20 protein-coding genes are annotated in these 21652 nt (G+C 42.8%); 16 read left to right on the top strand and 4 right to left on the bottom strand.

Annotation, left to right across the window (positions count from 1 at the left end):
• Positions 1–24: 24 nt before the first annotated feature.
• Entirely contained in the window at positions 25–993 is a 969-nt protein-coding gene (locus D8854_RS02985; protein ID WP_125449508.1) for an NAD(P)/FAD-dependent oxidoreductase, read from the bottom strand.
• Positions 994–1129: 136 nt separating this feature from the next.
• On the opposite strand from D8854_RS02985, the gene cdaA reads away from it, so the two are divergent.
• The 9 genes from cdaA (at position 1130) to D8854_RS02940 (ending at position 10024) form a co-directional block, all read left to right on the top strand.
• Positions 1130–1987: a diadenylate cyclase CdaA gene (cdaA, locus tag D8854_RS02980; protein WP_001011079.1), complete on the top strand. Its 858-nt coding sequence runs from the start codon at positions 1130–1132 to the stop codon at positions 1985–1987.
• Positions 1974–2756, top strand: coding sequence for a YbbR-like domain-containing protein (locus D8854_RS02975; RefSeq protein ID WP_001230923.1), 783 nt, complete (start codon positions 1974–1976; stop codon positions 2754–2756). The genes cdaA and D8854_RS02975 overlap by 14 nt, the downstream gene beginning before the upstream one ends.
• Positions 2757–2784: 28 nt before the next feature.
• Positions 2785–4137 carry a phosphoglucosamine mutase gene (gene glmM / locus D8854_RS02970; protein WP_000521460.1) on the top strand — a complete coding sequence of 451 codons (1353 nt, stop codon included), beginning with the start codon at positions 2785–2787 and terminating at the stop codon, positions 4135–4137.
• Positions 4138–4210: 73 nt separating this feature from the next.
• A complete protein-coding gene (locus D8854_RS02965; RefSeq protein ID WP_001050095.1) occupies positions 4211–4585 on the top strand; it encodes a DUF1149 family protein in 375 nt (124 codons plus the stop codon).
• A gap of 2 nt (positions 4586–4587) precedes the next feature.
• On the top strand, positions 4588–5436 hold the full coding sequence (locus tag D8854_RS02960; protein WP_125449506.1) for a DegV family protein: 849 nt from the start codon (positions 4588–4590) through the stop codon (positions 5434–5436).
• Between the two features lie 151 nt (positions 5437–5587).
• Positions 5588–6355: a 4-hydroxy-tetrahydrodipicolinate reductase gene (gene dapB / locus D8854_RS02955; RefSeq protein ID WP_000027859.1), complete on the top strand. Its 768-nt coding sequence runs from the start codon at positions 5588–5590 to the stop codon at positions 6353–6355.
• Entirely contained in the window at positions 6352–7551 is a 1200-nt protein-coding gene (locus D8854_RS02950; protein ID WP_125449504.1) for a CCA tRNA nucleotidyltransferase, read from the top strand. Before dapB ends, D8854_RS02950 begins: the two co-directional genes overlap by 4 nt.
• Positions 7548–9416: an ABC-F family ATP-binding cassette domain-containing protein gene (locus tag D8854_RS02945; RefSeq protein ID WP_125449502.1), complete on the top strand. Its 1869-nt coding sequence runs from the start codon at positions 7548–7550 to the stop codon at positions 9414–9416. Before D8854_RS02950 ends, D8854_RS02945 begins: the two co-directional genes overlap by 4 nt.
• Complete coding sequence (locus D8854_RS02940; protein ID WP_125449500.1) at positions 9413–10024, top strand: hypothetical protein; 612 nt, start codon at positions 9413–9415, stop codon at positions 10022–10024. The genes D8854_RS02945 and D8854_RS02940 overlap by 4 nt, the downstream gene beginning before the upstream one ends.
• A gap of 53 nt (positions 10025–10077) precedes the next feature.
• Here D8854_RS02940 and D8854_RS02935 read toward each other — a convergent pair whose 3' ends face one another.
• A complete protein-coding gene (locus D8854_RS02935; RefSeq protein WP_125449498.1) occupies positions 10078–11271 on the bottom strand; it encodes a cation diffusion facilitator family transporter in 1194 nt (397 codons plus the stop codon).
• A 307-nt stretch (positions 11272–11578) separates the two neighbouring features.
• Here D8854_RS02935 and D8854_RS02930 point away from each other — a divergent pair, with 307 nt between their 5' ends.
• The 4 genes from D8854_RS02930 to yaaA all read left to right on the top strand — a co-directional run bounded on the left by D8854_RS02930 (position 11579) and on the right by yaaA (position 17205).
• Positions 11579–14275 carry a cation-translocating P-type ATPase gene (locus D8854_RS02930; RefSeq protein ID WP_125449497.1) on the top strand — a complete coding sequence of 899 codons (2697 nt, stop codon included), beginning with the start codon at positions 11579–11581 and terminating at the stop codon, positions 14273–14275.
• Positions 14276–14379: 104 nt separating this feature from the next.
• On the top strand, positions 14380–14790 hold the full coding sequence (locus tag D8854_RS02925; protein ID WP_125449495.1) for a peptide deformylase: 411 nt from the start codon (positions 14380–14382) through the stop codon (positions 14788–14790).
• Positions 14791–14801: 11 nt separating this feature from the next.
• Positions 14802–16397, top strand: coding sequence for a hypothetical protein (locus tag D8854_RS02920; protein WP_125449493.1), 1596 nt, complete (start codon positions 14802–14804; stop codon positions 16395–16397).
• Positions 16398–16476: 79 nt separating this feature from the next.
• Positions 16477–17205 (top strand): peroxide stress protein YaaA, encoded by a 729-nt coding sequence (gene yaaA / locus D8854_RS02915; RefSeq protein ID WP_125449491.1) that lies wholly within the window; start codon positions 16477–16479, stop codon positions 17203–17205.
• A gap of 31 nt (positions 17206–17236) precedes the next feature.
• Here the strand turns inward: yaaA and D8854_RS02910 are convergent, their stop codons facing one another.
• On the bottom strand, positions 17237–17785 hold the full coding sequence (locus D8854_RS02910) for an NADPH-dependent FMN reductase (protein ID WP_125398729.1): 549 nt from the start codon (positions 17783–17785) through the stop codon (positions 17237–17239).
• Positions 17786–17875: 90 nt separating this feature from the next.
• Positions 17876–18322 carry a MarR family winged helix-turn-helix transcriptional regulator gene (locus tag D8854_RS02905; protein WP_125449489.1) on the bottom strand — a complete coding sequence of 149 codons (447 nt, stop codon included), beginning with the start codon at positions 18320–18322 and terminating at the stop codon, positions 17876–17878.
• Between the two features lie 119 nt (positions 18323–18441).
• Between D8854_RS02905 and D8854_RS02900 the strand changes: the two genes are divergently transcribed.
• The 3 genes from D8854_RS02900 (at position 18442) to asnS (ending at position 21602) form a co-directional block, all read left to right on the top strand.
• On the top strand, positions 18442–18918 hold the full coding sequence (locus D8854_RS02900; protein ID WP_125398727.1) for a DUF5590 domain-containing protein: 477 nt from the start codon (positions 18442–18444) through the stop codon (positions 18916–18918).
• A 10-nt stretch (positions 18919–18928) separates the two neighbouring features.
• On the top strand, positions 18929–20107 hold the full coding sequence (locus tag D8854_RS02895; protein WP_125398726.1) for a pyridoxal phosphate-dependent aminotransferase: 1179 nt from the start codon (positions 18929–18931) through the stop codon (positions 20105–20107).
• Between the two features lie 151 nt (positions 20108–20258).
• A complete protein-coding gene (gene asnS, locus D8854_RS02890) occupies positions 20259–21602 on the top strand; it encodes an asparagine--tRNA ligase (protein ID WP_125398725.1) in 1344 nt (447 codons plus the stop codon).
• Positions 21603–21652 lie beyond the last annotated feature (50 nt).

Genomic DNA, 21652 nt, shown 5'->3' with positions numbered 1-21652 from the left:
ATTGTTCAATCCGTGGTTCTTTTCTTATAAACTTGTTGAGTGTTTTGGTTGCACTTTTTGGTCAGGGTCGATGTAATTGATGGCATTGTTAATAGCAGTTGGAGCTTCACCCAGTCCTGTAGCGATTAAATCAATCTTACCTTCATAGTAGCAGCAGTCCCCAATGGCATAGATACCCTCTTGGCTGGATTCTTGCTTGCTGTTGACGATAATCTTGTGACGGTTGAGGTCTAGACCCCAATTTTTAAGATTGCCGACAGATGATTTAAAACCATAGTTGACAAAGAGATGGTCTACTTCGATAGTTTCGGCTTCATCTGATTTGACTTTGCTGATTTCTAGTTTGTCGAGTGTTTTTCCATCTCCGATAAGTTGGCTAGGAACGAACGGTGTCTTGATGGTTACAGATGATTCTTGCAGGGCTTGCACACTATGTTCCAAGGCGCGGAAATTATCTCTGCGGTGAACGAGAGTAGTTGGGGCAATCTTTTCAAAAGCTAGAGCCCAGTCCACAGCTGAGTCTCCCCCACCAAGGATGGTTACTTTCTTGCCAGCGTATTGTTGGATATTGGAAACGTGGTAGTGGATATTTTCATAGTCTTCAACGTTTTCCAATTCGAGCGGACGTGGTTTGAAGGCACCACCACCCATGGCAATGATAACTGTTTTAGTCAGGTGGCTACCTTTGTTGGTTGTGATGGTAAATCCTTGATCTTGTTTCTCAATTTCAAGAACGGTTTCGTTGAGGTGAACAGGTGTGTCAAATCCGTTTAGCTGTTCAATCAAGCGATTGGTCAACTCTTCTCCGGTTAAGTTTGGAAAACCTGGCACATCAAGGATTTGCTTTTCAGGGTAGAGGATGGCTGGTTGACCACCGAGCTGGGGAAGAGAGTCGATGATTTGGACTTTGGCTTGGCGTAGGTGGGCGTAAAAGGCAGCAAAGAGCCCGACAGGACCGCCACCTACAATGGTAATATCATAGAGTTGAGACATGATTTCTCCTTTGTTTTTTCTAGTCAGTTTATTTTATCATATTTTTGCTTAATTTAAAATGAGGTAGGACAGGGAAAAAATGGGCAAAAAATGGTATAATGATAAGTAAAGTGTTTTGACAGGGAGGAGGCCAAGGATGAATTTTCAACAATTATCCAATTTGCAATACTGGACGAGTTTGTTTTCAAGTCCTTGGAGTATAGTCACCAATCTGATTGATATTCTCATTGTGACTTATATTTTATATCATTTTACTAAAGCTATTGCAGGCACCAAGATTATGATATTGGTCCGTGGAGTCTTAGTTTTTATTCTAGCCCAGATTCTTTCCAATATGATTGGTTTAACGACTATTTCCTGGTTGATCAATCAGATCATCACCTACGGGGTGATTGCAGCGGTGGTTATCTTTTCACCAGAGATTCGAACTGGTTTGGAGCGATTGGGCCGGGCTACTGATTTCTTCTCCAATGCCCCAGTCAGTGCGGAAGAGCAAATGGTTCGTGCATTTGTGAAATCAGTTGAATACATGAGTCCTCGTAAGATTGGGGCGCTTGTAGTAGTTCAGAGAGTGAGAACCTTGCAGGAATACATCTCGACAGGGATCCCTTTAGATGCTAAAATTTCGGCTGAATTGCTTATCAATATTTTCATTCCCAATACTCCCTTGCATGATGGTGCTGTCATTATCAAGGAAGACCGGATTGCCGTAACTTCAGCCTATCTACCCCTGACTGAAGATACTGGGATTTCCAAGGAGTTTGGAACGCGTCACAGGGCGGCGATTGGTTTGTCGGAAGTATCAGATGCTCTTACCTTTGTGGTTTCGGAGGAAACAGGCGGAATCTCCATCACCTATAATGGAGTCTTTAAGCATGATTTGACCTTGGAAGAGTTTGAAGCTGAATTGAGAAGAATCTTACTTCCAACATCAGAGAAAAAGCAAGGTCTGAAAGAGCGCTTGCTAGGAGGATTGAAACATGAGAAAAAATAGTCTATACATCATTTCTTCCTTCTTTTTCGCCTGCATTCTCTTTATCTATGCAACATTGACAAACTATCAGAATAGCAACAGTGCCAGACAGGTGCGGACGGAGACTTATACAAACACAGTTCTTAATGTCCCAATTGATATTCAGTATGACAGCGATCAGTATTTTATCAGTGGTTTTACATCTGAGGTGACGGTCTTTCTAACAGGGTCAAACAGAGTTGCTTTGGCGAGTGAGATGCAGGAAAGTACCCGCAAATTTAAGGTGACGGCTGATCTTTCTGATGCCAGTGTAGGAACCATCGAAGTTCCTCTAACCATTGAAAATTTACCGAGTGGGTTGACGGCTGTTGCAACTCCGCAAAAGATAACAGTCAAGGTCGGTAAAAAAGCAAAACGAGACAATGTCATTGTTGTGCCGGAGATTGACCCTAGTCAGATTGATTCTCGCGTGAAAATCGATACAGTTACTGTATCAGATGAAAAAGTAACGGTTATTAGTGATGAGGAAACCCTCTCCAAAGTAGATCGTGTCATTGCCATCTTACCGACGAGTGAACGGATAACTAGAAACTACTCGTCCTCTGTTCCTCTACAAGCAGTCGATAAAAATGGAAATGTCTTACCAAGCGTCATTATGCCGTTTGACACAACTATGAAAATTACAACAAAAACAGCAACGTCTAGTTCAAGTAACTCGTCAACAAGTTCCTCAGAAGGCAGTTCGTCTTCAACGAGTTCAGAAACAAAATCAGATTCGTCTAAACAATAATAAATAATAGAAAAGGATGATAAATAAAATGGGTAAATATTTTGGGACCGATGGAGTCCGTGGAGAAGCAAACGTAGAACTGACACCAGAATTGGCCTTTAAACTGGGACGTTTTGGTGGATATGTTCTTAGCCAACACGAAACAGAAGCCCCTAAAGTCTTTGTAGGACGTGATACACGTATCTCAGGAGAAATGTTAGAATCAGCCTTGGTGGCAGGTCTTCTCTCTGTAGGGATTCACGTCTACAAACTTGGTGTCCTTGCAACACCAGCAGTAGCTTACTTAGTCAAAACCGAGGGAGCCAGTGCAGGTGTCATGATTTCCGCTAGCCACAACCCAGCCCTTGATAATGGAATTAAGTTCTTTGGTGGGGATGGTTTCAAACTTGATGATGAAAAAGAAGCTGAAATCGAAGCCCTGCTAGATGCTACCGAAGATACTCTTCCTCGTCCAAGTGCAGAAGGTTTAGGAACCTTGGTGGACTATCCAGAAGGTTTGCGTAAGTATGAAGGCTACCTTGTTTCAACTGGAACGCCTCTTGAGGGAATGAAAGTGACTTTGGACACAGCGAACGGTGCAGCGTCTACAAGTGCTCGCCAGATTTTCGCTGATCTTGGTGCTCAGTTGACAGTTATCGGTGAGACACCAGATGGTCTTAATATCAACTTGAATGTTGGTTCAACTCACCCAGAAGCTCTTCAAGAAGTAGTCAAAGAAAGCCAATCAGCTATCGGTTTGGCTTTTGACGGAGACAGTGACCGTTTGATTGCTGTTGATGAAAATGGCGACATTGTTGATGGTGATAAGATCATGTACATCATCGGGAAATACCTTTCTGAAAAAGGCCAGTTAGCTCAAAACACCATCGTGACAACCGTTATGTCTAATCTCGGCTTCCACAAGGCTTTGGACCGTGAAGGTATCAACAAGGTTGTCACTGCAGTTGGTGACCGCTATGTCGTCGAAGAAATGAGAAAATCAGGCTATAACCTTGGTGGTGAACAGTCTGGTCACGTTATCTTGATGGATTACAATACGACAGGTGATGGACAGTTAACTGCCGTTCAATTAACAAAAGTTATACGGGAAACCGGTAAAACCTTGTCTCAACTAGCATCAGAAGTGACGATTTACCCACAAAAACTGGTCAATATCCGAGTGGAAAATTCCATGAAAGAAAAGGCCATGGAAGTACCAGCCATCAAGACAATCATCGAAAAGATGGAAGAAGAGATGGCAGGGAACGGCCGTATCCTTGTCCGCCCAAGTGGTACCGAACCTCTCTTGCGAGTTATGGCAGAGGCACCTACAATAGAAGAAGTCAATTACTATGTAGATACGATTGCTACTGTTGTTAAAGATGAGATCGGTATTGACTAAAGCCTAGAAAACTAGATGAAATGATAAAAATGTGGTACAATTGCATAGTAAATTGTAGCAATGGGAGAGAGAAATGAATCTTAAACGAGAACAAGAATTTGTTAGCCAGTATCACTTTGATGCTCGTAACTTTGAATGGGAAAATGAAAATGGGGCTCCTGAAACTAAGGTAGACGTGAATTTCCAGTTGCTCCAATACGACCAAGAAAACCAAGTAACCTCGCTAGTTGTTATCTTGAGCTTTATGATTGTCTTTGACAAATTTGTTATCAGTGGAACGATTTCTCAAGTTAACCATGTGGAAGGTCGTATTGTTAACGAACCAAGCGAATTTAACCAAGAAGAAGTCGAAACCTTGGCACGTCCATGCTTGAACATGCTCAACCGTTTGACGTATGAAGTAACAGAAATCGCTTTGGATCTTCCAGGGATCAATTTGGAGTTTTAGTCATGAAATTAGCTGTCATTACAGATTCTTCAGCCTATTTAGAGGAGAAGGCGCTGCAAAGAGAGAATCTATTTATCTTGGATATTCCTGTCAATATTGATGGGGAAGAGTATGTCGAAGGTGTCAATCTGACTGCTGAGGAATTTTATCAAAAAATGGCTCAGTCTGCAGAATTGCCTAAAACTAGTCAACCAAGTATTGCCAAATTGGATGAGATTCTTAGTTCTTTGAAAGACGAGGGTTATACCCATGTCTTGGGACTCTTTCTTTCGTCAGGAATTTCAGGCTTTTATCAGAACATCCAATACATGTTGGATGAGTATGATGGCTTGACCATTGCCTTTCCAGATACCCATATCACAAGTTCCCCTCTAGGATTTATGGTAGAGAGTGCCTTTGAATGGGCAGAACAAGGTGATGATTTTGCCCAGATTCAGGAGAAGTTGGGGTTCCAAATTGCTGATAATTCAGCCTTTATCATAGTAGATGACCTCGACCACTTGGTTAAGGGAGGACGTTTGTCAAATGGGGCAGCCATCTTAGGGAACCTCCTCAGTATCAAGCCTATCCTCTACTTTAATGACCAAGGGGTGATTGAAGTTTACGAAAAAGTTCGTACAGAAAAGAAAGCAATCAAACGTTTGGTGGAAATCATCAAGGAGTTGACAGAAGATGGGGACTACCGTATTACAGTCATTCATGGTAACGCACCTCAGAAGGCAGCAGATTTGCGTCAGCTTTTGATGGAGAGTGGTGTGACTGCTGAAATTCCAATTGAAACCTTTGGTAGTGTTATTGGGACTCACCTTGGAGAAGGTAGTATCGCCTTGAGCTATACACCAATCGTCTAAATTGTTCTTACAGGCTTTGTATCTTAGAAATTGAACACGGCCTACCTGTCTCTTGAAAAAAGATGTCTGTCTTGCCTTTCATGGAAAGTCAGCGCCATTCCCTATTTTTCATGGGCAGCTAACGTCCTTTGTATCTTAGTCAGGAGTAGAGATGAGTATTCGAGTAATTATTGCCGGTTTTAAGGGAAAGATGGGCCAAGCTGCTTGTCAGATGATCTTGGCTGATCCAGACTTGGACTTGGTCGCAGTTTTGGATCCTTTTGAGTCTGAGTCAGAGTGGCAGGGGATTCCTGTCTTTAATGATAAGGCTGACTTGGCTGGTGTTGAAGCTGATGTCTGGGTGGATTTTACTACTCCAGCTGTTGCCTACGAAAATACACGCTTTGCTCTTGAAAATGGCTTTGCTCCAGTAGTTGGAACAACTGGTTTCACTAGTGAAGAAATTGCTGAACTAAAAGCATTTTCTCGTTCCCAAGATTTGGGTGGTTTGATTGCCCCTAACTTTGCCCTGGGTGCTGTCTTGCTTATGCAATTTGCGAAGCAGGCTGCCAAATATTTCCCAAATGTGGAGATTATCGAGCTCCATCATGACAAGAAAAAAGATGCTCCGAGTGGAACAGCCATTAAAACAGCTGAGTTGATGGCGGAAGTTAGAGAGTCTATCCAGCAAGGTGCGCCTGATGAGGAAGAATTGATTGCAGGTGCTCGCGGTGCTGACTTTGATGGTATGCGCATCCATTCGGTCCGTTTACCAGGCCTGGTAGCCCATCAGGAAGTCATCTTTGGCAATCAGGGAGAAGGATTGACCCTTCGTCATGACTCCTATGATCGCAGCTCCTTCATGACAGGGGTCAATTTGGGAATCAAAGAAGTTGTCAAGCGTCATGAGCTTGTCTATGGATTAGAACACTTATTATGAGATTAACGCAAATGCCTTCTGAATTTCAGAAGGCTTTACCAGTATTAGAAAAAATTAAAGAAGCAGGCTTTGAAGCCTATTTTGTTGGGGGCTCTGTTCGAGATGCCCTCCTCAATCGTCCCATCCACGATGTGGATATTGCGACTTCTTCCTATCCAGAGGAGACCAAGCAGATTTTTCCGCGAACAGCTGATATCGGAATTGAACATGGAACTGTCTTGGTCTTAGATGGGGATGAGGAGTATGAGGTAACCACCTTTCGAACCGAAGATGTCTATGTGGACTATCGCAGACCCAGTGCGGTTTCCTTTGTGCGTTCGCTAGAAGAGGACCTCAAGCGCCGTGATTTCACAGTTAATGCGTTTGCCTTGAATGAGACAGGCGAAATTATTGACTTGTTCCATGGTTTAGACGATTTAGAAAACCAAGTCTTGCGAGCAGTTGGAGTGGCTAGTGAACGTTTCAACGAAGATGCTCTGCGGATTATGCGTGGTTTCCGCTTTCAGGCCAGTCTCGGTTTTAAACTTGAGTCAGAAACTTTTGAGGCGATGAAGACTTTGACGCCACTCTTGGAGAAAATTTCTGTGGAGCGCACCTTCGTTGAGTTTGATAAACTATTGCTGGCACCTTTTTGGCGAGTTGGTCTGTCTTCCATGATTGAAAGTCAAGCTTGTGACTATCTTCCAGATATGGCAGGAAGCCAAGACAAGCTCAACAGACTGTTTGATTTAGAGGCGGATTTCACTTTTGAATCTTCCGAACAAGCTTGGGCGGCTCTATTGTGGGCCTTAGAGATTAAAGATGCGCAGCCATTTTTGAAAGCTTGGAAAACCTCACGCCAGTTTGCCAAGCAGGTTCAGGATTTGCTGACTATTTTGGCTTTGCGAGAAGAAGGAGAGCTGAGCAAGCGTGATTGTTACCGCTTTGACTTGGATTCCCTTCTACAAGCTGAAAGTCTTCGTCAGGCCCAAGGAAAAGCAGTCAACCCGCAAGCCATCACAGAAACTTACCAGAATTTGACCATTCATGATAAGAAAGAAATTCAGATTAACGGTGGTGTTTTAATCAAGGAATATGGTTTTCAGCCAGGTCCAGCCTTGGGAGAAATTTTAACAGAGATTGAGTATGCCATTGTTGATGGAGAATTGGAAAATGATCGTCAAGCTATCCATGCTTACCTAAGGGAGAAAAAATGAGTGATTTTATCGTTGAGAAACTAAGCAAATCCGTTGGAGACAAGACCGTTTTTGAGGATATTTCTTTTATCATCCATGACTTGGACAGAATCGGTCTGATCGGTGTCAATGGAACGGGTAAGACCACCCTTTTGGACGTCCTTTCTGGTGTTTCTGGCTTTGATGGGGATGTCAGTCCCTTTTCCGCTAAGAATGACTACAAAATTGGCTACTTGACACAGAATCCAGATTTTGATGATAGCAAGACAGTTTTGGATACGGTTCTATCCAGCGACCTCAAGGAAATTCAGCTGATTCGTGAGTATGAGTTGATCATGCTCAACTACAGTGAGGACAAGCAGGCTCGTTTGGAACGTGTCATGGCAGAGATGGACTCTCTCCAAGCTTGGGAAATTGAAAGCCAGGTCAAGACGGTTCTCAGCAAGTTGGGTATTCAGGACTTGTCGACTCCAGTTGGTGAATTGTCAGGTGGTCTGAGAAGACGGGTTCAGTTGGCGCAAGTTCTCCTAGGAAACCACGACCTCTTGCTTCTGGACGAGCCGACCAACCACCTGGACATTGCGACCATTGAGTGGCTGACCCTTTTTTTGAAAAATTCCAAGAAGACAGTTCTTTTTATCACCCATGATCGTTATTTCTTAGATGCACTATCAACACGAATTTTCGAGTTGGACCGAGCAGGCTTGACCGAGTATCAGGGTAATTATCAGGACTATGTTCGCCTTAAGGCGGAACAGGATGAGCGTGATGCAGCACTTCTCCACAAAAAAGAACAACTCTATAAGCAAGAATTGGCTTGGATGCGCAGACAACCGCAGGCACGTGCGACCAAGCAACAAGCCCGTATCAATCGTTTCCATGACTTGAAAAAAGAAGTTTCAGGTAGTAGTACTGAGACAGACTTGACCATGAACTTTGAGACCAGTCGGATTGGGAAGAAGGTCATCGAGTTTAAAGATGTTTCCTTCGCCTATGAGAACAAGCCGATATTACAAAATTTTAACCTTTTAGTGCAAGCTAAAGACCGTATCGGTATCGTTGGGGATAATGGTGTGGGAAAATCAACTCTTCTCAATCTGATTGCAGGAAGTCTTGAGCCGACAGCAGGTCATCTTGTGATTGGGGAAACCGTTCGTATCGCCTATTTCTCTCAACAAATTGAAGGGTTGGATGAAAGCAAACGGGTTATCAATTACCTGCAGGAAGTAGCAGAAGAGGTTAAGACCAGTGGTGGTTCTACGACTTCCATCGCTGAGCTGCTAGAGCAATTCCTCTTTCCACGTTCGACCCATGGAACCTTGATTGAGAAGTTATCTGGTGGCGAGAAAAAACGACTCTATCTCCTTAAACTTCTCTTGGAAAAACCAAATGTTCTCCTCTTGGACGAGCCGACCAATGACCTAGACATTGCGACTTTGACAGTCTTGGAGAATTTCTTGCAGGGCTTTGCAGGTCCCGTTTTAACAGTCAGCCACGACCGTTATTTTCTGGATAAGGTAGCAACAAAAATTCTCGCTTTTGAAGATGGCAACATTCGTACTTTCTTTGGTCATTACACCGATTATCTTGATGAAAAGGCCTTTGAAGAAGAAACAGCAAGTCAAGTTCAAAAGGCCGAAAAAGAGAAAGCGGTCAAAGTCCGTGAAGACAAGAAGCGTATGACCTACCAAGAAAAGCAGGAGTGGGCAAGCATTGAAGGGGATATTGAAGCCTTGGAAAATCGTATCGCTATAATTGAAGAGGAAATGCAGGCTAATGGTTCTGACTTTGGTAAGCTAGCCACCCTTCAGAAAGAGCTAGACGAGAAAAACGAAGAACTCCTTGAAAAATACGAACGCTATGAATACCTAAGTGAGTTGGCATGATGGAAGAAAAAGTCATTAAACGTAGTCCCAAGAAAATCATTTGGAATGCCTTGTTTGGCTTGGCTTCGGTGCTTTTCTTCTTGTTACCTCTATCTTATCTCTATGCGTATTCGGAAAAGGGGACGGGACTTCATACGATAAGTCTTTTGTTAATGCTGCATGTACTTTTTTGTGCTGGAGTAGTCCTTTATCAGACTTACAGACTTTTAAGCTTGGATAAGGAGTATTTGAGATGCACAGTTAAGGGGTTTTACTACAAACCAAACCCAAAGAAACCCAGTCGTTTCTATGCTTGGGCAGATGTAGAAGAGTTTTCCTTTTCTCGGATTCGAGGGAAGTACAGGGATTCCTATCGGATTGAAGTCTATTTTAAAAACAAGGAAAATGTGGAATCCCAATCCTTTCTAGCTCTGTTGAAGAGAAGGATTCTCCCTTTTCATCCGTCAGCAGATTTGATCATCCCGATTTTTCTGCTAGATGTAGGTCTTCCTGAAAGGGTCTATGAGACCATGAAGTACTACGAAAGAGAATGGCGGATCGAACAAAATCGCCAAGCTAGAAAACAGACAAAACAAGCTTCGAAAAGCAAATATTCCAAACTGTCATAGTCGGTCTTTGCTTAAAGTAGAATAATCAAAAAGGCCCTATCCATTGGATAGGGTCATTGTTTGTCTTCTTTTTTAGTTTCCTGGTGGAAAATATTTTGCCAAGTCTCATGGCGACGCCAGATACTGGTATGGACGATACCATCTAGCTCATAGCAAATGAGCTTGGTTTTCTGACTAATGGAGGTAATCTGAATGTCCTTAATCGTAGCACTAAGTTCTTTTTCAGACTTATAAGCCTCTTTATCCATCTGCTCTCCATCTTGACGGATATAGAGAAAGTCCTCAGCAAGGAGTTCTTCTAGCTGATTTCCTTGGTCGATCAATTGCTCGCGCATGAGTAGTTTTTTATAGACATTGTCCAAAATTTCGTCTTCAGGTATAGGAGCAGGTTCGATGTGAATATCAGTATCAAAAACACCAAATCGTTCTTCTAGCATAGACTCAACCTGGTCCGCAATTTCGTGACTTTCATAGACTGATAGGTCGGGATTCATTTCCAGCGTGATATCAAGGTAGATATTGCTACCGTAGGTGCGACCTCTTTGGGACTTAACCTTACTAATCTTTGGAATCTCCATGATGGCCTTCTGGTAGTCCTCTAGCAGAAGGTCGTCAAAACCATCTGAAAGACTAAAGGAAGACTCGATGAAGATATCATAGGCTGTCTTTAAGATAAAGAAGGTGATAATGATAGCGACCAATTTATCCACGATTGGATAATTGAAACTGCTGGCTAGGATAGCAATGGTCGTCCCAAGCGAGGTGACAGCATCGGAAAGATTGTCCTTAGCAGCTGCCTTGAGAGCCTTGGATTTGGATTTCTTACTGAGGCGTGTGTTATAGAGATAAACAGCAAACATGACCGCCGCTGAAATGATTCCTAGAATCGCTCCCAAAGGATCAATAGGTGTTTGTTCCCGACTAAGGATTTTCTGAATGGTGTCCCGAAGCACATCAAAACCAACATAGAACATGATGATGGAAGTAATCAAACTAGCCAAATCTTCAATCTTCCAGTGACCGAAACGATGGTCACGGTCTGCAGGCTGGCGAGCCATACGAATGCCAATCAGAAGAGCAACATTTCCGATAATATCTGATAGGTTGTTGAAACCATCCGCTACCAAACTGGAAGAATGTAGGAGGTGGCCAGTCGCTAATTTTGCCGCAGACAAGAGGAGGTAGGTCGAAATGCTGATAATGGCACCACGTTCCGCCAACTTGAGATTTGACATGGATTGATTCATCGGACTTCCTTTCTGGTGCTGAGATTCTGTTTTCATTATACTGGTTTTCATGGGAAAATTCAAATTTAGTCTTGTTCCATCGGATTTTAATTCTTGAAAATTGTTCAAATTTTGATATAATAGTACTACTCAAGGGAGTAGCTGGCAGAAACCTGTGATAGTGTCGTCATTCCGAATTTTATACTGCAAAGTATTCTTTCCGGCGCTATCTTAAACAGCGAGACTTGTTATGATTAACAGGTCTCTTTTTGTTTGTCATAAAACCAAAAGAGAGCTTGTTTTGCACACAATGTCAAGGAGGAGACACATGTCAAAAGAACAAAAACGCCAAGCGTTTTATACTCAAAGTCCTGAAGAGGTCTTGAAGTCGGTTGAAGCAACTGAGCAAGGCCTTTCGTCAAGCGAAGCGCAGAAACGCCTTGCTGAATATGGGCGCAATGAACTCGAAGAAGGTGAGAAAAAATCTCTCTTGGTTAAATTCATCGAACAGTTTAAAGATTTGATGATTATTATTTTGGTGGCTGCAGCCATCTTGTCTGTCATAACTTCTGGTGGGGAAGATATTGCAGATGCCATCATTATCCTAGCCGTTGTTATCATCAACGCAGCTTTCGGTGTTTACCAAGAAGGAAAAGCGGAAGAAGCCATCGAAGCCCTCAAGTCTATGTCCAGTCCAGCTGCTCGCGTTATCCGTGATGGGCACATGGCTGAGATTGATTCCAAAGAATTGGTGCCAGGTGATATCGTTGCCCTTGAAGCAGGTGACGTAGTACCAGCAGACCTACGTTTGCTAGAAGCTAATTCACTTAAAATCGAAGAAGCGGCCTTAACAGGTGAGTCTGTTCCAGTCGAAAAAGACTTGACCGTTGAGCTCTCTGCAGATGCTGGTATTGGTGACCGTGTCAATATGGCCTTCCAAAACTCAAACGTGACCTATGGTCGAGGTCTTGGTGTTGTTGTCAATACAGGTATGTACACGGAAGTGGGTCATATCGCTGGCATGCTCCAAGATGCGGATGAGACGGATACACCACTCAAACAAAACTTGAACAACCTTTCTAAGGTCTTGACCTATGCAATTTTGGTCATTGCCCTTGTTACTTTTGTAGTCGGAGTCTTCATTCAAGGTAAAAATCCACTTGGTGAGTTGATGACCTCTGTTGCGCTTGCTGTTGCAGCCATCCCAGAAGGACTTCCTGCTATCGTGACCATCGTTCTTGCCCTTGGTACTCAAGTTTTGGCTAAACGAAACTCTATCGTTCGTAAGTTACCAGCAGTAGAAACACTTGGTTCGACTGAGATTATCGCTTCTGATAAGACTGGTACGCTTACCATGAACAAGATGACAGTCGAAAAAGTCTTCTATGACGCAGTCCTACATGATTCAGCTGATGACATTGAACTTGGCTTGGACATGCCATTACTTCGTTCAGTTGTCTTGGCCAATGATACCAAGATTGATGCTGAAGGTAACCTGATTGGGGATCCAACGGAAACAGCCTTCATCCAGTATGCCTTTGACAAGGGCTACGATGTTAAAGGATTTTTAGAGCAATATCCTCGTGTGGCTGAGTTGCCATTTGACTCAGATCGTAAACTCATGTCAACGGTTCATCCATTGCCAGATGGTAAATTCCTCGTAGCAGTCAAAGGGGCTCCAGACCAACTCTTGAAACGTTGTGTTGCTCGTGATAAAGCTGGAGATGTTGCTTCGATTGATGAGAAAGTCACTGAATTAATTCACACAAACAACTCGGAAATGGCTCACCAAGCTCTGCGTGTCCTTGCAGGTGCTTATAAGATTATCTATAGTATTCCAGAAAATCTTACTTCTGAAGAGCTTGAAAATGATTTAATCTTCACTGGTTTGATTGGGATGATTGACCCTGAGCGTGCCGAAGCAGCAGAAGCTGTTCGTGTCGCTAAGGAAGCGGGAATCCGTCCAATCATGATCACTGGTGACCACCAAGACACAGCAGAAGCCATTGCCAAACGTTTGGGAATTATTGATGCAAATGATACAGAAGGCCACGTTTTAACTGGTGCTGAGCTCAACGAACTGTCAGATGAAGACTTTGAAAAAGTAGTTGGTCAATACTCTGTTTATGCCCGTGTGTCTCCAGAACACAAGGTTCGTATCGTCAAGGCTTGGCAAAAACAAGGTAAGGTTGTTGCTATGACAGGTGACGGTGTTAATGATGCGCCAGCTCTGAAAACAGCCGATATCGGTATCGGTATGGGAATCACTGGTACAGAGGTTTCTAAGGGGGCTTCTGACATGATTCTTGCAGATGATAACTTTGCGACTATTATCGTCGCAGTTGAAGAAGGACGTAAGGTCTTCTCAAACATTCAAAAGACTATTCAGTACTTACTTTCTGCCAATACTGCTGAAGTATTAACTATCTTCTTATCAACCTTGTTTGGTTGGGACGTCTTGCAGCCAGTTCATCTTTTGTGGATCAACTTGGTAACAGATACCTTCCCAGCTATCGCTCTTGGTGTTGAACCTGCTGAGCCTGGTGTCATGAATCATAAACCACGTGGACGAAAGGCAAGCTTCTTCTCAGGTGGGGTCTTGAGTTCTATCATCTATCAAGGTGTACTCCAAGCAACTATTGTTATGAGTGTTTATGGACTTGCAATTGCTTACCCAGTTCATGTGGGTGACAATCATGCCATTCATGCGGATGCCCTTACTATGGCCTTTGCAACCCTTGGTTTGATTCAACTATTCCATGCCTACAACGTTAAGTCTGTTTACCAATCCATCTTGACAGTTGGACCATTCAAGTCTAAGACCTTCAACTGGTCGATCTTGGTATCCTTCATTCTTCTGATGGCGACCATCGTTGTAGAACCGCTTGAAGGAATCTTCCACGTAACCAAACTGGACTTGTCACAGTGGGGAATTGTTTTGGCTGGAAGCTTCTCAATGATACTTATCGTCGAAATCGTTAAGTTTGTTCAACGTAAACTTGGTCTTGATAAGAATGCGATTTAAAAAGAAAGTCATCTTCGGATGGCTTTTTTTGCATTTGAGGGAAAGGACTAGAAGTCGCCTCCTTTTGTGCTATAATAAAGTAAAGTAGCAAGGAGTGAAAGAGGATGGAAAAGAAAATTGTCCGAGATGTCTTATTTTTGTCGCAAGTTTCGAAACCTGCAAGTCAGGAAGACCTTTATCTGGCTAGAGATTTACAGGATACCCTGCTGGCTAATCGCGAGACCTGTGTTGGTCTGGCGGCTAATATGATTGGCGTGCAGAAGCGCGTGATTATCTTCAATCTTGGCTTGGTTCCCATGGTCATGTTTAACCCTGTTCTCCTTTCCTACAAAGGAACTTACGAGACAGAGGAAGGGTGTTTGTCCTTGACTGGGGTACGGCCAACGACTCGTTATGAAACGATTACGGTTTCCTATCGTGATAGTAAGTGGCAGGAACAGAACATTACGCTAACAGGTTTTCCAGCTCAGATATGCCAACATGAACTGGATCATTTGGAAGGACGGATTATTTAGGAGGAACTCAGATGAAACGCATACTCTTTGAACTTGTTTTTATCGCAACAACTTGGTATATCTTTTTGCCACCCTTCAATCTTACCAGTTGGGAATTCATCTTCTTCCTCTGTGGACATTTGGTGGTGATGGGAATTTTGTTTAGTTTCCGCAAGGATACCAATCTTCTCAAGACAGTTCACCTACGTCATGGAAAGGTTGCAAACGAACTCAATCTAGAAGGGCTTCATTTTAATAAATTAGGTGGAGGATTGTTGCTGGCTGCAGGCCTTATCTTTGCCCTTGCTGGTTTGGTAAGCCTAGTGACCTCTAGCTTTTTCCAAGCAAAAAACTATGCTAATGTGGTGTCTATCACCGAAAAAGACTTTAAAGATTTTCCTAAGAGTGATACCAGTAAGGTTCCAATCCTAGATCGGAGTACTGCAGAAAAGATTGGTGACCGTTACCTTGGCTCTCTGACGGATAAGGTATCCCAGTACGTAGCCGCAGATACTTATACGCAACTAACGGTTGGTGGCAAACCCTATCGGGTGACCCCTCTGGAGTATGCGGATCCCATCAAATGGTTCAACAATCAAGCCAAGGGAATTGGCGAGTATATCAAGGTTGATATGGTGACAGGAAATGCTGAATTGGTAGATTTAAAAACACCGATGAAGTATTCGGACTCCGAGTATTTTAACCGTGACGTCAAACGTCATCTTCGGATCAAGTATCCGACCAAGATTTTTAAAACCCCATCTTTTGAGGTGGATGATGAAGGCAATCCTTTCTATGTAGCAACCGTTTATCAAAAACAGTTTGGTTTAGGAGTACCTCGCCCTTCATCTGTTATTATCTTGGATGCTACTAATGGAGAAACCAAGGAATACAGCTTGGATGAAGTGCCAGAATGGGTGGACCGTGTCTATCCAGCAGAAGAAACCATCCAGCAAATCAACTACAACGGCAAGTATAAAGACGGCTTCTGGAATGCCTTGATTTCTAAGAAAAATGTTACCCAAACGACAGAGGGCTATAACTATCTTTCTATCGGAAATGACATTTATCTCTACACGGGGGTGACTTCAGCAAATGCCGACGAAAGTAATCTAGGATTTATCCTTGAAAATATGCGCACTGGAGAAATCACCAAGTACAATCTAGCATCAGCAACCGAAGAATCTGCCCGTGCTTCCGCAGAAGGAGCAGTTCAAGAGAAAGCCTACAAGGCTACCTTCCCTATCCTTGTCAATCTCAATGACAAACCGCTCTACATCATGGGCTTGAAGGACAATGCAGGATTGGTCAAGGAGTATGCATTGGTTGATGCAGTGGAGTACCAAAACGTCATCGTAGCAGCTACGGTAGATGAACTCCTCAGCAAATATGCCAATAAAAATGACCTCGATCTGGATAATGAAACGGTAGAAAACATCAAGGGTGTAGTTGCGGATCTGAAATCAGCTGTCATTAAGGGTGATACCGTCTACTTCTTCAAAGTTGATGGCAAGATTTATAAAGTCAAGGCTTCAGTGTCAGACGACCTTCCTTATCTAGAAAATGGCCAATCTTTCGAAGGTCAAGTTGGAAAAGACAATTACCTCAAAACATTTAAAGTGAAATAAACAAAGAAACCTCGGCTAATACCGAGGTTTTTAAGATGAAATTCTTGGTCGTGATTGAAAAATATGCTACACTAACAATATGAAAATTTTAATCCCAACGGCCAAAGAAATGAACACAGACCTTCCTTATATCGAAGCACTCCCCTTGAGGGAAGAAAGTCAGGCAGTCCTTGATTCGCTGGCACACTACTCAGCTAGTGAATTAGAAAGTTTTTATAAGGTATCTGCCGAAAAAGCAGAAGAAGAGTACGCTCATATTCAAACTCTAAAAGATCAAAGCGCTAAACATTATCCAGCCTTGAAACTTTTTGATGGTCTCATGTATCGCCACATTAAAAGAGATAAATTGACCGAGGCTGAACAAGCCTATCTTAAAGATCATGTTCTGATTACCTCGGCTTTATACGGTGTTGTCCCAGCCTTGTCGCCCATGGCTCCTCACCGTTTGGACTTCTTGATGAAGTTAAAAGTAGCTGGAAAAACCTTAAAGAGTCATTGGAAGTCAGCCTATGATGAGGCACTACAGGATGAGGACTTGATTTTTTCTCTCTTGTCATCAGAGTTTGAAACCGTATTTTCTAAGGAAATCAGAGAAAAGATGGTGACCTTCAAATTTATGGAGGACAAGGCAGGCCAGTTGAAAATCCACTCAACCATTTCAAAGAAAGCGCGTGGTGCCTTTTTGACCGCCTTGATAGAAGGGCAAGTCCAAACAGTTGATCAAGCTCGTAAGCTCCGCTTTGCAGGCTTTGACTACCGACCTGATTTATCAAGTGACTTAGAACTCGTCTTTGTGAAACAAGTATAAAACCAGCTCATGTGAGCTGGTTTTTGTTTAATTAGTTGATGGCTGCAAGAAGGTCGTCAGCTTGTTTGGCAAGTGATGAAGCAGTTGTTTCTTCTAACACCAATTTTCCATCTGCCCAAGCAGAGTCATTGACACGAGCGGCAGTAAAATCACCAACGACTTGTGTACGGATAAATGGCAAGAGGTCTTTGTAGATAGCGAAGAGTTGATCGTGACCACCATTAGCAACTGATGATACGGTTACAATCTTATCTTGAAGAGCTGATGGCCCTGAAGGATCTGATAGGTCAAGGGCACGGCTCAGCCAGTCAAGCAAGTTCTTCACTGTTCCAGGGATAGAGAAGTTGTAGACTGGAGAGAAAATCCAGATGGCATCTGCAGCAAGGACAGCTTCACGAGCAGCAGCTACAGCTGGATGAGTTGGAACTTCAAGATCTTGGCTGAAGAGAGGAACAGCTGAGTAATCAAGATAGCTAACTTCCGCTTTTCCAGCAAGTGCTTTTTCAGCTTCGAGGGCCATTTGGTGGTTGAAAGAACCTTGGCGTAGTGATCCGACGATAAATAGTACTTTTTTAGACATGATGTGTCTCCTTTAGTTAAAATTTAAAGAGCAAACTCTTTTGTTACCATCTATGTTACAACAAATAATACTAATTAGCAATAATTTTGCTCACAAATCTTTAAATTTTTTTAAAATACGAATCAAATCCTCCTTCTCCCCATCTTCCAAGATACTAAAAGCATCTACAATAGAGTTAATATGGTCAGGAAGAACTTCTTCAATTTTTTTGCGTCCTGCAGGTGTTAGTTTCAGGAAAAAAGAGCGACGATCCTTGGGGTCACAAGTTTTAGAAATCCACCCATCTCGAACCATATTTCGAATAACAACAGTCATGTTTCCAGAAGTGGCTAGCATTTTTTCAATCAAATCCTGAATACGCAGTTCTCCCTTGCTATAGAGGGTTTCTAAAACTGAAAATTGAGTGGGCGTTAATCCGTGTTCTTTGGCAGCCTTGGTTTCATAAGGTTTAAAACTTCGCTTCGCTTTATTGAGAACGATAGCTGTCCTCAAGTCTAATTGATTTTGGGAAATTTTTTCTTTCAAATATTGTTTCATAAGGGTATTCTATCAATAAACAAATAGAAATACAAGAGGCATAGAGTTTATAGGAAAAGATTCTTAGAATGTTCCTGTCTTCACTTGTAATAAATTAGGAGAGATGGTAAAATAGACGAGTGAAACTAAGACAGAAAAAAGCAAAAAACAAGCTACTTATACAATACGGAATCGGCCTTGCTTTGGTGTTACTAGTCATGACCACTTCCTTTCTTTATCTGATATCTCTCAGCATGAAACCCTATCAAGATGCTAGAGTTGAGGGAGAAAAACTGGCCAAGCAGTATGCAGAATTGGAAAAGGCAGATCAGGTTGATTTCTATAATGGACTAGAAGGTTATTACAGCGTTCTGGGACATAATAAAAAGCAAGAGGCCATTGCCGTATTGATTGAAAAGAATGACCACAAGATTTATGTTTATCAGCTTGATAAGGGGATTTCTCAAGACAAGGCAGCGACGATTTCGAGGGAAAAAGGAGCTAGCGACATTGACAAAGTCACCTTTGGTCGCTATCAGGACAAGCCAATTTGGGAAGTTAAGTCAGGAAATCACTACTATCTGATAGATTTTGAAACTGGAGCATTGGTCCAATAAAGGAGAGCATATGAAATTATCCAAACGCGTACTAGAAATGGAAGAAAGCGTCACTCTAGCCAGTGATGCAAGAGCCAAAGCATTAAAAGCTCAAGGAAAGGATGTTCTTTTCTTAACTTTGGGACAGCCAGATTTTCATACTCCTGAAAATATTCAGAATGCAGCGGTAGAAGCGATTCGAGATGGACGAGCTTCCTTTTATACAGTTGCTTCAGGTCTACCAGACTTAAAGGCTGCGGTTAATACCTATTTTGAACGCTACTATGGCTATTCCGTAGCAGCCAACGAGGTTACATTTGCTACAGGTGCCAAGTTCTCTCTCTATACCTTTTTTATGGCCGTGGTCAATCCAGGTGATGAGGTCATCATCCCTACACCATACTGGGTCAGTTATGGAGACCAAGTCAAGATGGCAGAAGGGGTGCCGGTTTTTGTCCAAGCCAAGGAAGACAATCACTTTAAAGTAACGGTCGAGCAGCTAGAAGCGGCTCGCACAGATAAGACCAAGGTCTTGGTTCTCAATTCGCCATCGAATCCGACCGGTATGATTTACAGTCGTGAGGAATTGCTGGCTATCGGAAATTGGGCGGTCGAGCATGATGTCCTCATCCTAGCAGACGATATTTATGGTCGTTTGGTCTATAATGGGAATGAATTTGTTCCAATTTCTAGTCTGTCAGAAGCTATTCGCAAGCAAACCATTGTCATCAATGGTGTATCTAAGGCCTATGCCATGACTGGTTGGCGAGTAGGTTATGCAGTAGGAAATCCTGAGATTATTGCTGCCATGAGCAAGCTAACAGGTCAAACAACCTCGAACCTTACTGCTGTATCACAATATGCTACCATTGAAGCCCTAACTGGGCCACAAGACTCTGTCGAAACCATGCGCCAAGCATTTGAGGAACGTTTGAATACTATTTATCCTCTCTTGTGCCAAGTACCAGGATTTGAAGTTGTCAAGCCCCAAGGAGCCTTCTATCTTTTCCCAAATGTTAAAAAAGCGATGGAGATGAAGGGCTATACCGATGTGACGGACTTTACAACGGCTATTCTTGAGGAAGTCGGTCTTGCCTTGATTACAGGAGCAGGGTTTGGGGCTCCAGAAAATGTTCGTCTCAGTTATGCAACAGACTTAGATACATTAAAAGAAGCTATCCGTCGTTTGCATCATTTTATGGAAAACTAAAACTTAAAGTCTTCGTCATCTTGGCGAAGATTTTTTGTAACGAAATTCTCGCGAAATTTCTCCAGTAGAACCTAGCTATCAGAGTCTATTTGTGGTAAAATAGTGGGTAATGATGTCTTCGGACAAGATTAACGATAAAGGAAGATAGATTATGACAAAACGTGTAACAATTATCGAAGTAAAAGACCACGTTGGTCAAGAAGTGACCATCGGGGCCTGGGTTGCCAACAAATCAGGAAAAGGAAAAATTGCCTTCTTGCAATTGCGTGACGGAACTGCCTTCTTCCAAGGTGTAGCCTTTAAACCAAACTTTATTGAAAAATTTGGCGAAGAAGTTGGTCTTAAAAAATTTGAAACAATCAAACACTTGAGCCAAGAAACTTCAGTCTATGTGACAGGGATTGTCAAAGAAGATGAGCGTTCTAAGTTTGGCTATGAGCTCGATATCACTGACATCGAAGTCATCGGTGAATCTCAAGATTACCCAATCACTCCAAAAGAACACGGAACAGACTTCTTGATGGACAACCGTCACTTGTGGCTCCGTTCTCGTAAGCAAGTAGCAGTGATGCAAATCCGTAACGCTATCATCTATGCAACTTATGAGTTCTTCGACAAGAACGGCTTCATGAAGTTTGATAGCCCAATCCTTTCAGGAAATGCTGCAGAAGATTCAACTGAACTTTTTGAAACAGACTACTTCGGGACTCCAGCCTACTTGAGCCAATCAGGTCAGCTTTATCTTGAAGCGGGTGCGATGGCTCTTGGTCGCGTATTTGACTTTGGTCCCGTATTCCGTGCTGAAAAATCAAAAACGCGCCGTCACTTGACTGAGTTCTGGATGATGGATGCGGAGTACTCATACTTGACGCACGATGAGTCACTTGACTTGCAAGAAGCATATGTAAAAGCCCTTCTTCAAGGTGTTCTCGACCGTGCTCCTCAAGCTTTGGAAACCTTGGAACGTGATACAGAGCTTTTGAAACGCTACATTGCAGAGCCCTTCAAACGCATTACCTACGATCAAGCTATTGACCTTTTGCAAGAGCATGAAAACGATGAAGATGCAGACTACGAGCATCTTGAGCATGGAGATGACTTTGGTTCACCACATGAAACTTGGATTTCAAACCACTTTGGTGTGCCAACCTTCGTTATCAACTACCCAGCAGCTATCAAGGCCTTCTACATGAAACCAGTTCCTGGAAATCCAGAGCGCGTGCTTTGTGCAGACTTGCTCGCACCAGAAGGTTACGGAGAAATCATCGGTGGTTCAATGCGTGAGGAAGATTACGATGCCCTTGTTGCTAAGATGGAAGAACTGGGTATGGATCGTACAGAGTACGAATTCTATCTTGACCTTCGCAAATACGGTACAGTACCACACGGAGGATTTGGGATTGGTATCGAACGTATGGTAACCTTCGCAGCGGGAACCAAACACATCCGTGAAGCTATTCCATTCCCACGTATGTTGCACCGTATCAAACCATAAAAAGATTAAAACGCCCTAGGGGCGTTTTTTCAAAACACTATAATACTTGA

This window comes from Streptococcus mitis (assembly GCF_003943905.1).
Lineage (GTDB): Bacteria > Bacillota > Bacilli > Lactobacillales > Streptococcaceae > Streptococcus > Streptococcus mitis_BC.
This window is presented reverse-complemented; position numbering and strand designations above follow the sequence as displayed.